Raw genomic sequence first — 17,237 nt, 5'->3', positions numbered from 1 at the left:
GAATGTCCATTCTTTCGGGGTCAGTGGGCGGTGGAGATGAAGACGTTCTTGGTCTCGGTGAACGCGTCGAGCGCGTCCGGTCCGAGCTCACGACCGAGGCCGGAGGACTTGAAGCCGCCGAACGGCGTCGAGTAGCGCACCGCCGAATGGGAATTGACCGACAGATTGCCCGCGCGCACGCCCCGCGCGACGCGCAGTCCGCGACCGAGGTTGTCGGTCCAGATCGAGCCCGCCAGACCGTACGCCGTGTGGTTGGCCATCGCGATCGCATCCGCTTCGTCCTCGAACGGCAGCACCGAGACCACCGGACCGAAGATCTCCTCCTGCCACAGCGGGTCGCTGGTGCCGGTCGGCACGACCACGGTCGGCGGGTACCACCAGCCGGCCCCGTCGGGCGCGTCACCGCGGAATGCGATCTGCACCGCTGAGTCGGCGTCCTCGACGAAGCCGCGCACCCGCTGCCGTTGGGTGTCGCTGATGAGCGGCCCCATGTCGGCATCGCCGTTCAACGACGGGTCCTGCACCCGGACCGCCTGCACCGCCGGCTCCATGGATTCCATGAAGCGGTCGAAGACGCTGCGCTGCACCAGGATCCGGCTCCGCGCGCAGCAGTCCTGCCCGGCATTGTCGAAGACCGCACCGGGTGCGGCAGCCGCCGCGGCGTCGACGTCGCAGTCCGCGAAGATGATGTTGGCGCTCTTGCCGCCGAGCTCGAGCGTCACCCGTGTCAGATCGTCGGCCGCCAGGGCCATCAATCCCTTGCCGACCGCCGTCGACCCCGTGAAGCAGACCTTGCGCACGTCCGGGTGGGTGACGAACCGCTGACCCACGACCGGTCCCTCACCCGGTACGACGTTGAGCACCCCCTCCGGCAACCCGGCCTCGAGGGCCAGCTCGGCCAGCCGCAGCGCGGTGAACGGGGTCAGTTCGGCAGGTTTCACCACGACCGTGTTGCCCGCGGCCAGCGCCGGCCCGACGGCCCAGCCGAAGATGGGCATCGGGAAGTTCCAGGGCACGATGACGCCGACCACGCCCAGTGGCTCCTGGAAGGTCAGATCGATCCCACCGGCAACCGGAATCTGCTTGCCGCACAGTCGTTCCGGGGCCGCGGCGTAATAGTGCAGAACGTCGCGCACGTTGCCCGCCTCCCACATCGCGTTGCCGCGGGTGTGGCCGGCGTTCTCGATCTCCAGCTCGGCCAGCTCGGCCAGATGGGCGTCGACGACGTCGGCGAACCGCCGCAGCAGACGTCCACGGTCGGCGGGGTCGACGCGGGCCCAGGCCGGTGCCGCGGCGTGCGCACGGGCGATGACCGCGTCCGTCTCCTCCAGGCTCGCATGGTGGACCGCCCGGATCGTCCGGCCGGTCGAGGGGTTGATGACGTCGTACGGCGTGCTCACAGTCGCTCGAACCCCCGCTTGCGCTCCCAGTCGGTGACCGCGGCGCCGAAGGCGGCGATCTCGACCTCGGCCGCGTGGGTGTAGTGCTCGACGACGTCGTCGCCGAATGCCGCTCGTGCCACGTCGGATTCGAATAGCAGTCGTCGTGCCTCGTCCAGCGTCGTCGGCACCTTCGGCGCATCGCTGGTGTACGCGTTCCCCTCGAACGCCGGCTCGAGCTCGAGTTCGTTCTCGATGCCGTACAGGCCACCGGCGAGCATCGCTGCCGTCGCCAGGTAGGGGTTCACATCGCCTCCGGGCAGTCTGTTCTCCACCCGCAGCGACGGGCCGTGGCCGACCACACGCAGAGCGCAGGTGCGGTTGTCGCGGCCCCACGCGACGGCGGTCGGCGCGAACGAACCGTCGGCGAATCGCTTGTAGGAGTTGATGTTCGGCGCGTAGAAGCAGGTGAACTCACGCGCTGTCGCGAGCAACCCGGCCAGGAAGTGGTCGAAGAGCCTGCTGTGGCCCCCGTCGCGCACGTCGTCGGCGAACACCATGGCGCCGTCGGCCCCGCGCAGCGAGAGGTGGATGTGGCAGCTGTTCCCCTCACGCTCGTCGTACTTGGCCATGAAGGTCAGCGACCGCCCGTGCCGCGCGGCGATCTGCTTGGCGCCGGTCTTGTAGACGACGTGGTTGTCGCAGGTGCGCAGCACCTCGTCGTAGAGGAAGCCGATCTCGTGCTGCCCGGGGTTGCACTCGCCCTTCGCGCTCTCGACGACCATGCCCGCGGACCACATCTCATTGCGGATGTCGCGCAGCAGCGGCTCCACCCGACTGCCGCCCACGATCGAGTAGTCGATGTTGTAGCGGTTGGCCGAGGTGAGCCCGACGTACTGCGCGTCCCAGGCCTGCTCGTAGGTCTGCTCGAAGACGATGAACTCAAGCTCGGTGCCGGCGTACGCCGACCACCCGGCTCGCGCAGCCCGCTCCACCTGCGCGCGCAGCACCGACCGGGGTGCCTCGCGCACCGGTCCACGGTCGTCCAGCCAGGCCAGATCGCACTGGATGGTGGCGCTGGTCGGCTCTCCCGGCGTGCGCCGCAACGTCGTCAGGTCCAACTCGAAGAGAAAGTCTCCGTATCCCCTCTCCCAGGACGAGATCGCATAGCCGGCAACGGTGTTCATGTCGACGTCAACGGCGAGCAGATAGTTGCAGCCCTCGGTGCCGTCGGCGAGCGCATGCTCCAGGAAGTAGTGGGCGTGCAGCCGTTTGCCCTGCAGTCGGCCCTGCATGTCGGTGAAGGCGACGATGACGGTGTCGATAGTGCCCGCCTCGATCTGGGCGCGCAGCTCCTCCAGCGTTAGTGTGGGTGCGGTCATCGCGGCCCTTCTCTCCGGCTCGGGTGTCTCGTCAACGGCTCATCCGATCAGCCCGATGAGCAGTTCGGCGGTCGCGTCGCAGTGCTGCCGCATGGCGTCCCCCGCCTCCACCGCGTCGGCGCGCAGGACCGCGTCGACGATGCGGGCGTGCTGAGACTGCGAATGCTCGATGTTGCGCGGCAGCACCGGGATCGCGGTGAGCAGATCACCGAGGGCGGCCTGCGCCCGGGTCACCGACTCGGCCAGCAACGCACTGCCGGACACAGTCGCGAGCGCCAGGTGCAGGCGGGAGTCGGCGATCCGATGCTCGCTGGTGCCAACGGTGTTCGCGGCATCGCCGAGGCACTGTGACAGCCATGCCCGCTGTTCGTCGTCGAGGGTCCGCTCCGCGGCAGCCTCCACGGCGCCGGCCTCGACGAGCCGCCGGAAACGCAGTACGTCGGCCACGTCGTACTCCACTGCCGGTCGTACGCCGGGCGCGTGCGTGCCGTCGTAGGTCACGACCGTGCCGCCACCACGACCGCGGGTGGTGCGCACCAGACCGGCGTCGCGCAGCGCCGCGATCGCGTCCCGCAGCGTCATCCGGCTGACACCGAGCCGTTCGGACAGTTCGCGCTCGGGCGGCAACTGCTCGCCGTCGGCGAAGACGCCCAGTCGGATCGCCGTCGCGAGTTGCCCGACGACGGCCTCGAAGACGTTCCCGACCGCCGGCTGCAGGGTGAACTCCTGCAGATCCCGGTAGGGCATGAGGTGCGGCACGGCTGACACGCGGCCAGTCTCACCACCGCGGCGCCCGCCGTCAATGGTTTGGAAATGGACCTTTTTCCTCAGATCCATCGACCGGGGCCGATCGGCGCCACTAGCCTCGCGCACAACGACTCTCGCACCAGGAGCCCCCATGGCCGATGACGCCGCACCCCTGTCCGACGACGACGCGCTCCTCGCCACGCTCGGCTACAAACAGGAGTTGAGCCGCAGCTGGTCCAGCTTCTCCAACTTCGCGATCTCCTTCTCGATCATCTCGATCCTGGCCGGTTGCTTCACCACCTTCGGGCAGGCGTGGAACAACGGCGGGCCGGTCGCGATCTCGTGGGGCTGGCCGATCATCTCCGCGTTCATCCTCATCATCGGCCTGACGATGAGCGAGCTCGTCTCGGCGTACCCGACCTCCGGCGGCATCTACTGGTGGGCCTCGAAGATGGGCGGCCCCGGCGCGGGCTTCTTCACCGGCTGGCTCAACTTGATCGGGCTGCTCGCCGTGACCGCGTCCGTCGGGTACGGCGCAGCCACCTTCCTCGACCTGACGCTCGACACGATGAGCGCATCGTGGGCCAAGCACTCCGGCCTGAAGACGGTGTTCGTGCTCTTCGTGGTGATCATGGTGCTCGCGGCGCTGGCCAACATCTTCAGCGGTCACCTGCTCGCGGTGCTCAACAACATCTCCGTCTGGTGGCACGTGGCGGGCGCGGCCATCATCATCGCGGTGCTGATCATCATCCCTGACAAGCACCAGAGCGCGAGCTTCGTCTTCACCGACCGGATCAACAACTCCGGCTATCTGGACAACAAGTACTGGTTCCTCGTCCTGCCGCTCGGCTTCCTGCTCACCCAGTACACGATCACCGGATTCGACGCCTCCGCCCACCTGTCGGAGGAGACGCAGGGTGCCGCGAAGGGGGCCGCCCAGGGGATCTGGCGCTCCATCTTCTACTCGGCGATCGGCGGGTACGTGCTCCTGCTGGCGTTCGTCTTCGCCGTACAGGACCCGAAGGGTGTGACCAAGGGCGGCGGCGCCGTCGACATCATCTTCGGACAGGCACTGCCGCAGAAGTGGCACGTGCTGATCCTGGTCATCTCGACGGCCGGCCAGCTCTTCTGCGCCACCGCCTGCCTCACGAGCGCGTCGCGGATGACGTTCGCCTTCAGCCGCGACCGCGGCATCCCCGGGTCGAGACTGCTCTCCAAGGTCAACCCGCGCACGCGCATCCCTGCCAACGCGGTGGTCTTCGTGACCGTGATCGGCATCCTGATCACCCTGCCGGCCCTGGTCGAGGTCGACGTGAACGGCGCCCCCGTGCCGGTGGCGTTCTACGCGGTCACCTCGGTGGCCGTCATCGGGCTCTACCTCGCGTTCGCGATCCCGATCTTCCTGCGCTGGAGGATGCGCGACGGCTTCGAGCCCGGTTCCTGGACGCTCGGATCGAAGTACAAGTGGATGAACATCGTGGCGGTGGCCGAGATCGCCGTCATCTGCGTCTACTTCATCCTGCCGTTCACGCCGACGGCCATCCGCGGCAACAAGGGCTTCTCGTTCAAGTACGTCAACTACGCGCCCGTCCTCACGATCGGCAGCCTGCTCGTCCTCGCGATCTGGTGGTTCGCGTCGGCTCGGCACTGGTTCACCGGCCCGAAGCACACCATCGACGAGGCGGTCACCGAGGCGTTCGAGAGCTAGCCGGCGCCCCGCCGGGTCACACGGATCGGGGCCGCCGGATCCGGCCGTGGGGGTCGTGGCGTTGCCGCACGCTCCGCAGTCGTTCCTCCTCGTCGTCCGCGAACGCGCCGGGCACGGTGGTCTGGCCGTCACGGAAGGATGCCGCCGCCCGTCCCGTGTCGACCGGCTGCACGGCAGCCCGTACGACGTCGATCGCCTGCTCGACGGTGCGGCGGTCGTCGGCGGTCGGCGCCGGTCCGACCACGTGCAACAGGAACGGACCGGCTGGGCTCGTCATCGCTCCGTCGGCATGCGCGGCGACCGTCGTCGCGATGTGCCGGATCTCCATCTCGGCCAACGGTGCGTCGTCGCCCACGCCCAGCGCGCTGAGGATGGCCAACGCATGGGCAGGAGTCGACGCGGTCAGCCAACCCCCGTCGCCGATCGCCGGCACGGTGTCGGGCGGATCGAGGTGGATGACCGCCAGGCGCTTCTCGTCGCACGGCCCCGTCGTGTCGATCGCCGGCTCCGGTGCCGCGCGCAACGCGCGTTCCAGCGGCTCGAAACCAGCCTCGCCGCTCACCGAGGCCGCCGACAGGTGCACGACCCGGTGGCCTCGCAGCGCCTCCGGTACCACGGGTGCGTCCGGTGCCTTGAGGAAGCCGATGGCGCTGGTCAGCGTCTCATCGATCTGCCCCAACGCACCGGTCCACGCTGCGACGACGGATTCGGCCTCGGCGATCGGCCACAGCCGGTACCCGGCCCACAGGTCCGGCACCGCGACCAGGTCGATCTCGACCGATGTGACGATGCCGACCCCTCCGGCGCCCCGGAAGGCCCACAGCTCCTCGGGGTGCTCCTGCTCGTCGGCGACCTGCGGCTCGCCGTCGCCGTCCACGAACTCGACGCGTCGCAGCGATGCACTCGCCATTCCGTGCGCGCGGGTCAGCCACCCGATCCCACCGGACAGGGTGTAGCCGACGACGCCGACGTCCGGCGCGGTCCCGGCCAGACCGAGCAGCCCGTGGGTCGCGGCCTCGGCATTCACCTCCGCCCAGGTCGCGCCGGCCTCGACCCGCGCGGTGCGTGCCGAAGGGTCCACCGAGACGCCGTTCATCCGGCGGGTGTCGATCAGCAGCACGTCATCGCCGACGATGCCCGCAGCACCGTGCCCCGTCGCCTGCACGGCCACGCCGAGTCCGGCATCCGCCGCCGCGCGAACTGCCCTGCGTACGTCGTCGGCGCAGGTGGCGGCGACGACCGCGACCGGATGCTGATCCGCGGTCGCGTTGCGCGGCTGTGTCGCGATGTCGTATTCGTCGTCGCCCGGACGCCGTAACGCCGAGCCGACGGCCCGGTCGAGGTCATCGACGATCTGTTCCGTGGTCATCGCACCACCCGCTGTTCCGATCGATCCTTCGCAGGACGTCGGGTCGGCGTCCCGCGCGACCCGAGATCTCGAGGCTATCCACCCGACCTGCACCTCCGTGAGGTCTTGCGCGATCCCGCCCGTCAGAGACGAGGGTCCACCGGCTCCGATTCCAGCGCGAGGACGGCGAAGACGGCTTCGTGGACGCGCCATAACGGCTCACCCCGAGCCAGCCGCTCCAGCGACTCGAGCCCGAGGGCGTACTCGCGTAGCGCGAGGGAGCGCTTGTGGCCCAGGTTGCGGTCGCGCAGGCGGGTGAGGTTCGCGGGGTCGGTGTAGTCGGGGCCGTAGATGATCCGGAGGTACTCCCTGCCGCGGACCTTGATGCCCGGCTGCGCGAGGCCACGTCGAGCACGGGCGAGGTTGGCGAACGGCTTCACGACCATGCCCTCGCCGCCTGCAGCGGTCAGCGACTCCCACCACTCGACCCCGGCGGCGACCGAGGCGTCGTCGTTGGTGTCGACGCGTTGGCGACGCGTCGTGCGCATCAGATCGGGCGCAGCACCCACGAGGCGATCGGCGAGGTCCAGGTGCCACAGGTGGTCACGGTCGTGGTGAGTGCGGCCCTGCGTGGCGAGGACCTGGAACGGTGCCACGGCGACACCGTCGAGCCCGTCGGTGGGCCAGCAGTAGCGCCGATAGGCCTCGGTGAACGCCTGGGCGTTGTCGGCGCGCACGCAGGTGCGATCCAGCAGGTCGCCGACCTCGACCCCCCGAGCCTGGGCAGCCCGCAGGCCCTCCGCCGCCGCGGGAAGGACGTGCCGCGCCGCCGCGCCGACCGCGGCGTACTGGTCGCGCAGCAGGTCGACCGCCTTGGCCGACCAGGGCACGATCTCGGTGTCGAGCAGGAGCCAGTCGCTGTCCAGCTCCTCCCAGAGGCCCGCCGAGGTGACGGCATCCCGTACGCCGGTGAGGAGGTTCTCGGTGGTGGGGCGGTCGAAGAAGGAGCGCCCGGTGCGGGTGTACGCCGCTCCAGACTCGCCGTCCGTCGCGCCGAACCGGCGCTCCGCGACCTTCTCGTCGCGACAGACCAGGACGACCGCCCGCGACCCCATGTGCTTTTCCTCGCACAGCAGCTCGGTGACTCCGACCGAGGCGTACGCGGAGAACGCCTCGTCGGGGTGCTCGAGCAGTGCGTCGCGGGAGGAGGTCGGCGGCGGAGCCATCGTGGGCGGCAGGTAGGGCAGCCAGCGAGGGTGCAGCGCGAACCGGCTCATCACCTCGAGTGCGCCGGCGGCGTTCTCCTCCCGGACGGTCACCCGGCCGTGATGGGCGGTCTGCACGATGCGCTTGCCGAGGACATCGCGGATGTCGAGTTGGTCGCGATCCCGTTGACCGGGCATCGGCGTCTCCTCGGCGACCGGGAACGGCTTGGCGGGTTCGTACCAGACCCGCTCGGCCGTGACCTGGACCGACTCCTTCTCCGGGTACCGCAGCGCGGTCAGCCGTCCGCCGAAGACGCAGCCGGTGTCGAGGCAGAGGGTGTTGGTGACCCATTCCAGCTCGGGCGTCGGGGTGTGCCCGTAGAGCACTATCGCGGAGCCGCGGTAGTCCTCGGCCCAGGGGTAGCGGACGGGCAGACCGAACTCGTCGGTCTCGCCGGTGGAGTCGCCGTACAGCGCGAAGCTGCGCACCCGGCCGGACGCGCGACCGTGATAGGCCTCCTTCAGCCCGGCGTGAGCGACGACGAGCCTGCCGTCGTCGAGAACGAGGTGCGACACCAGGGCGTAGCAGAACTCGGCCACCTCCGTCCGGAACTCGGGGGTCTCATCGGCGAGCTGGGCGAGGGTCTGCTCCAGGCCGTGGCTGACCTGCACGGCGCGCCCGCCGAGCGCACGCACCAACTTGTTCTCATGGTTTCCGGGTACGCACAGCGCATGGCCGTTGCTGACCATGCCCATCACCAGCCGCAGCACGCCAGGGCTGTCCGGACCGCGGTCGACGAGGTCGCCGACGAAGACCGCCCGCCGCCCGGCCGGGTGCGTGGCGTCGACCGGGCGCGCCTGGTCGTCGCGGACGAGCGCGTAACCGAGCTGCTCCAGCAGCGTCTCCAGCTCCGAGCGGCAGCCATGGACGTCGCCGATGACATCGAACGGGCCGTGTTGGTCACGCAGGTCGTTCAGCAGCTTCTCGCGGGTGATCGTCGCCGCGGCGACCTCCTCGACGCCGGAGAGGACATGGACCGTGCGGAACCCCTCCCGCGACAGCCCCCGCAGGGACCGGCGCAGCTGGTCGCGGTGGCGGCGTACGACCCGCGCGCCGAAGTCACGGTCGGGTCGCTCGGCGTTGCGTGCGACGCAGACCTGCTCGGGGAGGTCGAACACGATCGCGACCGGCAGGACGTCGTGGGACTTGGCCAGCTCGACCAACTGCCGCCTGGCCTCGCGCTGCACATTGGTCGCATCCACGACCGTGAGACGACCGGCGGCCAGGCGCTTGCCGGCGATGAAGTGCAGGACGTCGAAGGCGTCGCCGGAGGCGGACTGGTCGTTCTCGTCGTCCGCCACCAGGCCGCGGCAGTAGTCGCTGGAGAGCACCTCGAAGGCACCGAAGTGCTCGCGGGCGAAGGTGGACTTGCCCGACCCTGATGCACCGATGAGGACCACGAGGCTGAGCTCGGGGACCGCGAGCTGCGTCATGACACCTCCGGAGCGGGCTGATCGCTGCGGGTGAAGACCGCCATCTGGGTCGGCGGGCCCACGGTCGGGTCGTCCTCGCCCACGGGAAGCAGGATGGGGGCGTACCCGGTGCGTCGGCCGACCCCGGTGACCCAGTCGGAGAACTCGGCCCGGGTCCACTCGAAGCGGTGATCCCTGTGCCGCATCGTGCCCGCGGCGAGCCGCTCGTAGCGTACGTTGTGCTCGACGTTGGGAGTCGTCACGATGACGGTGCGCGGCCGGGCGTGCCCGAAGACCGTGCTCTCGAGGGCGGGCAGGCGATCGGTGTCGAGGTGCTCGATGACCTCCGTCAGCACGATCGCGTCGTAGCCGTTCAGCCGGTCGTCCGTGTAGGTCATCGAGGACTGGAGCAGTCGCAGTCGGGCGCGCTGGCTGTCGGGCATCCGATCCAGGTGCAAGCGCCGTTCGGCCAGTCCCAGGGCGCGGCCGGAGACATCGACGCCGACGACCTCGCTGAAACGGGGGTCCCCGATCAGTTCGCGGAGCAAGGCTCCTTCGCCGCAGCCGAGGTCGACGACACGTGCGGCCCCCGCGGCACGGAGCGAGGAGAGCACCGCTTCCTTCCGTTGTACGACGAGGGGACGACGAACGGGTGTCTCCTCACTCGGTGCCTCCTCGACGGACTCGGTTCGCAGGTCATCGACTTCGGCCAGGCGGGAGACGGCGGTCGCGACGAGGTCTGGCTGGTGGGCCAGGTAGCGGCGGGTGATCAGTTCGCGGGCCGGGTGGGCCGGCAACCAGTCGCCGGCGGCGCGGACCAGCTTCTCGACCTCGTCCTGCGAGACCCAGTAGTGCTTGGAGGAGTCCAGCACCGGTAGCAGCACGTAGAGATGGGACAGCGCCTCGGCCAACACCTGCGTGCCGCGCAGGCGAAGGTCGACGTAGTGCGAATCGCCCCAGGCGGGCAGTTCCTCGTCGAGCGGCAGGGCCTGCGCCGTCACCGCCCAGCCCAGCGGTTCGAAGAGCGCGCGGACCATCTCGGCGCCGCCTGACGCGGGCAGCACCGGCACGCGTATCTCCAGGTCGCGGCTCTGGCCGAGCAGCTCCGGCCGGGCGTCGCATCGACCTGCCATCGCTGTGCGGAAGACCTTTCCCAGCGCCACCGCGAGCATCGAGGAGCCGGCGTAGGGACGGTCGTTGACGTACTGGCTCAGCGCGAAGGCGTCCCCGCCGTACCTCCGGCCGCGCACCAGCGCGACCGGGTCGACCTCGAGCATCAGGGCCACGGTGCAGCGCTCGTCATTCGCCTCCGGATAGAACACGTGGGCCACCCCGGCCGACACCGAGAACTGCTGAGCGCGGTCCGGGTGTTTGTGCAGTAGGTAGCCCAGCGCGGTCGCATCCCCGCCCGAGGAGGTCAGCGTCAGGTACACCGGCGCCATTGTCCACGAAAGGCAGCCCGATTGAGGTCGGGCGGGCCCTTCCGGCCTGTCTGATCAAGGCGGCTGCGCAACCTACCGTGGGGGTATGACGAATCGGCTCGCCTCCGCGACCAGTCCCTACCTGCTGCAGCACGCCGACAACCCGATCGACTGGCAGGAGTGGTCCACCGACGCGCTCGACGAGGCGCGCCGGCGCGACGTGCCGATCCTGCTGTCGGTCGGGTACGCCGCGTGCCACTGGTGTCACGTGATGGCGCACGAGACGTTCGAGGACGCGGGTGTCGCGCAGATCGTGAACGCGGACTTCGTGGCGATCAAGGTGGACCGGGAGGAACGCCCCGACATCGACGCGGTCTACATGGACGTCACGATGGCGCTCACCGGCAGCGGTGGATGGCCGATGACCTGTCTGCTCACCCCCGCCGGGGATCCGTTCTTCGCCGGCACGTACCTGCCGCGCGGGCAGTTCCTGCGCCTGCTCGACGCCGCGACGCAGGCCTGGACCGACCGCCGTGACGACGTCGTGCAGTCCGGCGCCACCATCTCCGGCAAGCTGCGCGAGGTCGTCACCGCCGAGTCGCAGCCGGTGGACCACGCGCTGGTGCGCCGCAGCGTGGACGCGATGGCCCGCCGGTTCGACACGGTCAACGGCGGGTTCGGCGGTGCACCGAAGTTCCCCACGACCTCCAGCCTGGAGTTCCTGCTGCGCGCCGCCGCGCTGACCGGCGACGAGCACCCTCGCGCGATGGCCGCCCAGACCCTGGAGCGGATGGCGCGCGGTGGCATCTACGACCAACTGGGCGGCGGGTTCGCGCGCTACAGCGTCGATGCCCGCTGGGTGGTGCCGCACTTCGAGAAGATGCTCTACGACAACGCGCAGCTGGTCCGCGTCTACGCCCATGCCTGGTGCGCCACCGGCGATCCGCTCTTCCAGCGGGTCGTCGGCGAGACCATCACCTTCATGCTCCGTGAATTACTCACGCGGACAGGGGCCTTCGCGTCATCTCTGGACGCCGACACGGAGGGTGTCGAGGGACTCACCTACGTCTGGACGCCCGCGCAGTTGACCGACGTACTCGGCGAGGACGACGGCGCCCGCGCCGCTCGACTGTTGTCGGTGACCCAGGCGGGCACCTACGAGCACGGCGCCTCCACGCTGCAGCTCGCCGAGGACGGTGACGTGGACACTGCCGATGCTGCGTGGTGGGAGCGGACGCGGTCGCTCCTGCTCGAGGCGCGGGGCGAGCGTCCGCAGCCGGGCCGTGACGACAAGGTGGTCGCGGCGTGGAACGGGCTCGCGATCGGCGCGCTGGCGGAGGCCGGCGCGGTCTTCGGCCGACGGGAGTGGGTCGACGCCGCGTCGCGGTGTGCCCGCGCGGTGTGCGACGTGCACCTGGTCGAGGGTCGGCTGCGTCGTACGTCGCGCGACGGCCGGGTCGGCACCACGCCGGCGGCCGCGGATGACCTGGGTGACCTTGCGGACGGGCTGCTGACTCTGCACCAGGTCGAGCCGACCGCCGGCTGGCTCGACCTGGCCGGCACTCTGTTGGATACCGCGCGGGTCCACCACCGTGACGACCTCGGAGGCTTCTACGATGCGGCCGACGATGCCGAGCAGCTCATCGTTCGGCCCCGCAGCCCGGTCGACGGCGCGGAGCCGGCGGGCGGATCCGCACTCGCGGGGGCGCTGTTGTCGTACGGCGCACTCACCGGCGACCCCGCGCCGTTCGCGGAGGCAGCAGCGGCCGTCGGCGCCGTCGCGCACCTGGCCGGCCGCGATCCGGTCATGGTGGGCCACGCGCTCGGCGTCGGGGTCGCGCTGTTGCACGGCCCGGTGCAGGTCGCGGTCGTCAGCAGCGAGCGGCACGACGGGACGGCCGGGCTGGTCGCAGCGTCCTGGCGTTCGACCGCTCCGGGCCGCGTCACCGTCAGCGGCCGGCCCGACGATCCGGCCCAGCCGCTGTTGGTCGACCGCCCCTTGGTCGACGGCCGCGCGGCGGCCTATGTCTGCCGCCGCTTCGTGTGCGACGCGCCCGTCACGACGGTCGACGCGCTGCGCGAGGCGCTCGGCCGACCGGTGCCGACGTCAGGAGCCGCCGAGTAGCCGGGCTCCGTTGTGCCACAGCACGTCCCGCATCCAGTCGTCCCCCAGATCCAGTCGCGTCAGCGCGGTCAGCTGGTGCGCGTACGGGTAGGGGATGTTGGGGAAGTCCGAACCCAGGACGATCTTGTCCTGCAGCTGCGGCAACCTCGACCGGTAGGACGGTGACGTCGGCGCCTGCTCCTCCGTGAAGTCGGTGACCGCCATGGTCGTGTCCAGATGCACCCGCTCGTACTGCAGCGCGAGGTCGGCGAACTCGTCGTACTCCGGCATGCCCAGGTGGGCGATCACGAACACGAGCCGCGGGTACCTTCTGAGTACCCTGGCGATGCCCTCGACCCCGGTGAATTCGCCGGGCAGCGGCGCCGACCCGGCATGGATCACGATCGGGACGCCGGCCTCCTCCAGCAGCGCCCATGCGGGGTCGAGCAGCGGATCGTCCGGCGCGAACCGGCCCACCTGCACGTGCACCTTGAACAGTCGTGCGCCCTGGGTCAGCGCGTCCCCCACGTAGTCCCCCACGTCCGGCTCGGGGTAGAGCGTCGCGCAGTGGATCACGTCGGGCACCCGCCGCGCGAGGTCCGCGCTCCAGTCGTTCAACCAGCGCGCCATGCCCGGTCTGTGCGGATAGGTCAGCGCCGGTATCGGCGACACCCCGAAGGACCGCACGATGCGCAGCCGGGTCGCCTCGTCGAAGCGGTACTGGATCGGCCACGGCCGGCCGTAGTTCTCTTCGGCAGCATCGAAGTAGGCCCACACCTTGCGCAGCATCGGCTCGGGCAGGAAGTGCACGTGGATGTCGGCCAGCCCGGGAATGCCGAGCGCCTGCAGGTACGCCGGGATTCCCGCGTCGTCGACCGGGCCGGGCGTCGTGGGCATGGCCCGACGATAGAGGAGCGCGCCTCAGCCCTGCGGTCGCACGAACGGGAACGCCAGTGTCGCCCGGATGCTCGCGCCCGTCAGCATCATGACGACACGGTCCACCCCGAGTCCGAGGCCACCGGTCGGGGGCATCGCGAGCTCGAGCGCCGACAGGAAGGCCTCGTCGATCTGCATGGCCTCCAGGTCTCCCGCCGCGGCCGCGATGGACTGCGCGGTCAGGCGCTGGCGCTGGTCGACCGGATCGACCAGCTCGCTGTAGGCAGTGCCGATCTCGGCACCGAACGCCACCAGATCCCAGCGTTCCGAGAGCGCCGGGTCGGTGCGGTGGGTACGGGTCAGCGGCGAGGTCTCCAGCGGGAAGTCGGTGTAGAACGTCGGGAACTGCGTCTGCTTCTCCACCAGCGCGTCGTAGAGCGCGACGACCAGCATGCCGACGCTCGACTGTGCCGGAGCGGCCACCCCGTGCCGGGCGCAGACTGCTTCGATCTGGTCGCGCGAGGTGGCCGTGGTCAGCTGCTCCCCCACTGCCTCGGACACGGCGGCGTGGACCGTCTTGACCGGCCACTCGCCGCTCAGGTCGACCTCGTAGGTCGTGCCGTCGCCGTCCGTGCGCTGCGCGACCGGTCGGCCGTTGACCGCCACGGCGACCCGCAGCAGCACCTCACGGGTGAGCACCCGCATGGTGTTGTAGTCGCCGTACGCCTCGTAGGCCTCCAGCGAGGTGAACTCGGGATTGTGGGTGGCGTCGACGCCCTCGTTGCGGAAGTTGCGGTTCAGCTCGAAGACCCGCTGCATGCCGCCGACGGCAAGTCGCTTCAGGTAGAGCTCCGGGGCGATCCGCAGATAGAGATCCATCCCGTACGCGTTGATGTAGGTCTTGAACGGGCGCGCGGTGGCGCCGCCGTGCACCGCCTGCAGCATCGGCGTCTCGACCTCGCAGAAGTCGCGCGCCTGGAACGCCTCGCGCAGCGCGCGCACGCCGACCGAACGGCGTCGCAGCAGATCCAGGGAGTCGGGGCTCACGAGCAGTTCCAGGGACCGCTGCCGGCTGCGGACGTCGTCACTGAGCGACGACCCCAGGGTGGGCAGCGGCCGCAGACACTTGGCCGCCATCGCCCAGTGGTCGAGCAGCACGGACAGTTCACCGTTGCGTGACGTCGCGACGGGCCCCGTCACGCTCACCAGGTCACCGAGATCGACGCTCTCTCGCCACAGCGCCCGCGCCGGGTCCGGCGTGTGCGCGGCGGTCACCATGACCTGCACCCGCGCGTTCTCGTCGTCCAGCACCGCGAACGTCACACCGCCGAGGTCGCGCACGGCGCGGATCCGCCCGCAGACCGACACCACGTCCTCGGTCACCGTGTCCGGTGCCAGGTCGGCGAACCGGTCGCGGATCTCGCGGACCCGGTGGGTGCGAGGGACCTGCACCGGGTAGCCCGGCATCCCCGCGTCCTCCAAGGCCTGCAGCTTCGTACGACGCACCCGCTGCTGCTGGGTCAGCACCGCGGTGGGCGGCGCCGGGACCAGCAACCGACGCTCCTGCTCGCACACCCGCTCGACGAAGTCGGGCTCCGGACGCGGCGGCTGCACGTCGGAGGGTCGCGGCCCGGTCAGCAGTCGGGGGCCCACCATTGGGACGAATCCCTCGGCGATCCCCATGGCCAAGCCCGCGCGGGGCACCGTGAGCGCCGGGTCGTAGCAGAGCAGCCGGGGCACCCAGGTCGGGTGGTACTTGTCGTTGGAACGGTAGAGCGTCTCGAGCTGGTAGAAGCGCGACGCGAACGACAGGGCGGCGTCGGTCACCTTGGTGACCGGGCCCGCGCCGACCTGGTCGGCGTTGTCGAAGACGCTGCGGAACACCGCGAAGTTCAGGGAGATGCGCCGGATCCCGTACTCGGGGCCCTCTTCGACGAGCTTGGCGACGAGGAACTCGTTCAAACCGTTCTCGGCGTCCCGGTCGCGGCGCATCAGGTCCAGTGAGACCCCGCGCACGCCCCACGGCACGAAGGACAGGAAGCCACGGATCTCACCCTGCGCGTCGTGCGCGGTGATGATCACGCACCGCCCGTCGGCCGGGTCGCCCAGCCGGTTCAACGCCATGGAGAAACCGCGTTCGGTCTCATCACCGCGCCACCGCTCGGCGAGGCGCTCGATCTCGACGAGCTCGTCCGCGCTCAGCTCGCTGTGCCGGCGCACCCGTGTCGTGTACCCGGCCCGGGAGATGCGGGTGACCGCCTGGCGCACCGGGCGCATCGACCGGCCCCGCAGGCTGAAGGTGTCGGTGTCGAGGATCGCCTCGTCGCCGAGCGCGAACGCGCGCAGGCCGGCCTCGACGTAATGAGTGGTCCCTGTCTCGCTGCTGGAGAGGACGGCGGCGTACCACCCGTTCTCCCGACACTCCTGCAACCAGCGGGTGATCACATCGGGCCACGCGGCGCGGTCGCCCACGGGGTCCGCGCTCGCGACACAGGTCGTGCCCTCGGTGCGGTAGGTCAGCGCCGCCCGCCCGTCCGTGGAGAAGATGACGCTCTTGTCGCGTCGGGTGGCGAAGTAGCCGAGCGAGTCGTCCTCGCCGTGTTCCAGCAGCAGCCTGCGAACGGCCAGCTCCTCGTCGGCCGACTGCATCGGTTTGCCGTGGCCGGAGCGCCAGAAGACCAGGATCGACAACAGCAGGGCGACACCGGACATCAACCCGGCCAGCCCGAAGATCCAGGGCGGTCCGACGTGGTTGTCCAACCCGAACGTCCCCGCCGGGCTGCTGACACCGAAGGTCGAGCGCAGTGCCCAACGGCCGCGCTCCCGCATACCGACCAGGGACCCGGGCGCGGCCGCGGTCAGCGCGGCGGTGATGACGAACGAGGTCAACAGACCGACCGCCAGCACCGCGAAGGCGGAGCGCCGGGACCGGGGCGCGAGCTTCGCCGGGAAGCCGCGCCGGCTCGCCACGACCAGGACCAGGACGGCGACGCCGATGATCAACGCCGGGACCGTGACGTAGCGGGAGGTCGTGAATTCGATGTACTCCCGCTCGCTCACACCGAACGCCGGGCGGCGACCCAGCCCGGAGAGCGGCCCGTGAAGGACTGCCCGCCCTTCGTCGACCTTGCCGGCGATGACCACCACGGCGCTGTAGAAGACATTGAGCACCATGACGACGACGACCACGGTGTGTGCCGCGCGTAGGCGGCGCCGCGCGGCTCCCGCGAGCGCGAACAGCAGGCAGATGAGGAAGATGCTTGGCTCGACCGGCATGTTGAGCAGGCCGAGGGCATCGGAGACCGCTCGGATGAACAGGCCGTCGGGGAACAGGATCGCCAGGAGGGAGAAGAACGCGCTGATCAGTAGCAGCCGGCCCACCCAGCTCGCGACGCGCTCGCGCCACGGCGGGCGCGGAGTCTCGCGGCTCGCGCTCGCTCCGCCGTACGCGTTGAAGGAGCCCTTGAAGAGCCGCGCCGTCGCGCCCTGGGTCATTCGTACCCCCATGTCATGGTGACGCGACGATATCCCAGCCACCTGAACAGAGCTGGAGAATGAGCCCGACCAAAAAAAGAAGGCCCGGTAACGCAGCTG

At 70.1% G+C, this 17,237-nt stretch carries 10 protein-coding genes; 2 read left to right on the top strand and 8 right to left on the bottom strand.

Translation table 11 applies throughout. The features are described from left to right. Nucleotides 1–20: 20 nt before the first annotated feature. The 3 genes from JOB34_RS16615 to JOB34_RS16605 are packed head-to-tail and all read right to left on the bottom strand — an operon-like array spanning nucleotide 21 to nucleotide 3,529. Nucleotides 21–1,400, bottom strand: coding sequence for an aldehyde dehydrogenase family protein (locus JOB34_RS16615; RefSeq protein ID WP_208053751.1), 1,380 nt, complete (start codon nucleotides 1,398–1,400; stop codon nucleotides 21–23). Further along, on the bottom strand, nucleotides 1,397–2,761 hold the full coding sequence (locus JOB34_RS16610; RefSeq protein WP_208053750.1) for a glutamine synthetase family protein: 1,365 nt from the start codon (nucleotides 2,759–2,761) through the stop codon (nucleotides 1,397–1,399). Before JOB34_RS16610 ends, JOB34_RS16615 begins: the two co-directional genes overlap by 4 nt. A gap of 39 nt (nucleotides 2,762–2,800) precedes the next feature. Beyond that, complete coding sequence (locus JOB34_RS16605; RefSeq protein WP_347813910.1) at nucleotides 2,801–3,529, bottom strand: GntR family transcriptional regulator; 729 nt, start codon at nucleotides 3,527–3,529, stop codon at nucleotides 2,801–2,803. Between the two features lie 130 nt (nucleotides 3,530–3,659). Between JOB34_RS16605 and JOB34_RS16600 the strand changes: the two genes are divergently transcribed. After that, the gene (locus tag JOB34_RS16600) at nucleotides 3,660–5,216 is read left to right on the top strand and encodes an amino acid permease (RefSeq protein WP_208053749.1); all 1,557 of its coding nucleotides are present in this window, start codon (nucleotides 3,660–3,662) and stop codon (nucleotides 5,214–5,216) included. Between the two features lie 16 nt (nucleotides 5,217–5,232). On the opposite strand, the gene JOB34_RS16595 is transcribed toward JOB34_RS16600, so the two are convergent. From JOB34_RS16595 to JOB34_RS16585, 3 genes are all read right to left on the bottom strand, one after another. Beyond that, nucleotides 5,233–6,585 (bottom strand): FAD-binding oxidoreductase, encoded by a 1,353-nt coding sequence (locus tag JOB34_RS16595; protein ID WP_208053748.1) that lies wholly within the window; start codon nucleotides 6,583–6,585, stop codon nucleotides 5,233–5,235. A 122-nt stretch (nucleotides 6,586–6,707) separates the two neighbouring features. Further along, the gene (locus JOB34_RS16590) at nucleotides 6,708–9,263 is read right to left on the bottom strand and encodes a polynucleotide kinase-phosphatase (protein WP_208053747.1); all 2,556 of its coding nucleotides are present in this window, start codon (nucleotides 9,261–9,263) and stop codon (nucleotides 6,708–6,710) included. Continuing rightward, nucleotides 9,260–10,675, bottom strand: coding sequence for a 3' terminal RNA ribose 2'-O-methyltransferase Hen1 (locus JOB34_RS16585; protein WP_208053746.1), 1,416 nt, complete (start codon nucleotides 10,673–10,675; stop codon nucleotides 9,260–9,262). Before JOB34_RS16585 ends, JOB34_RS16590 begins: the two co-directional genes overlap by 4 nt. A gap of 94 nt (nucleotides 10,676–10,769) precedes the next feature. On the opposite strand from JOB34_RS16585, the gene JOB34_RS16580 reads away from it, so the two are divergent. After that, nucleotides 10,770–12,788: a thioredoxin domain-containing protein gene (locus tag JOB34_RS16580; RefSeq protein WP_208053745.1), complete on the top strand. Its 2,019-nt coding sequence runs from the start codon at nucleotides 10,770–10,772 to the stop codon at nucleotides 12,786–12,788. Here the strand turns inward: JOB34_RS16580 and JOB34_RS16575 are convergent. Both JOB34_RS16575 and lysX read right to left on the bottom strand, forming a co-directional pair. After that, a complete protein-coding gene (locus tag JOB34_RS16575; protein WP_208053744.1) occupies nucleotides 12,771–13,664 on the bottom strand; it encodes an amidohydrolase family protein in 894 nt (297 codons plus the stop codon). The two genes, JOB34_RS16580 and JOB34_RS16575, sit on opposite strands and share 18 nt — an antisense overlap. Nucleotides 13,665–13,688: 24 nt before the next feature. After that, nucleotides 13,689–17,138 carry a bifunctional lysylphosphatidylglycerol synthetase/lysine--tRNA ligase LysX gene (gene lysX / locus JOB34_RS16570; RefSeq protein ID WP_208053743.1) on the bottom strand — a complete coding sequence of 1,150 codons (3,450 nt, stop codon included), beginning with the start codon at nucleotides 17,136–17,138 and terminating at the stop codon, nucleotides 13,689–13,691. Nucleotides 17,139–17,237 lie beyond the last annotated feature (99 nt).

Origin of the sequence: Allobranchiibius sp. GilTou38, assembly GCF_017565325.1 — a bacterium.
GTDB lineage: Bacteria > Actinomycetota > Actinomycetes > Actinomycetales > Dermatophilaceae > Allobranchiibius > Allobranchiibius huperziae.
This window is presented reverse-complemented; position numbering and strand designations above follow the sequence as displayed.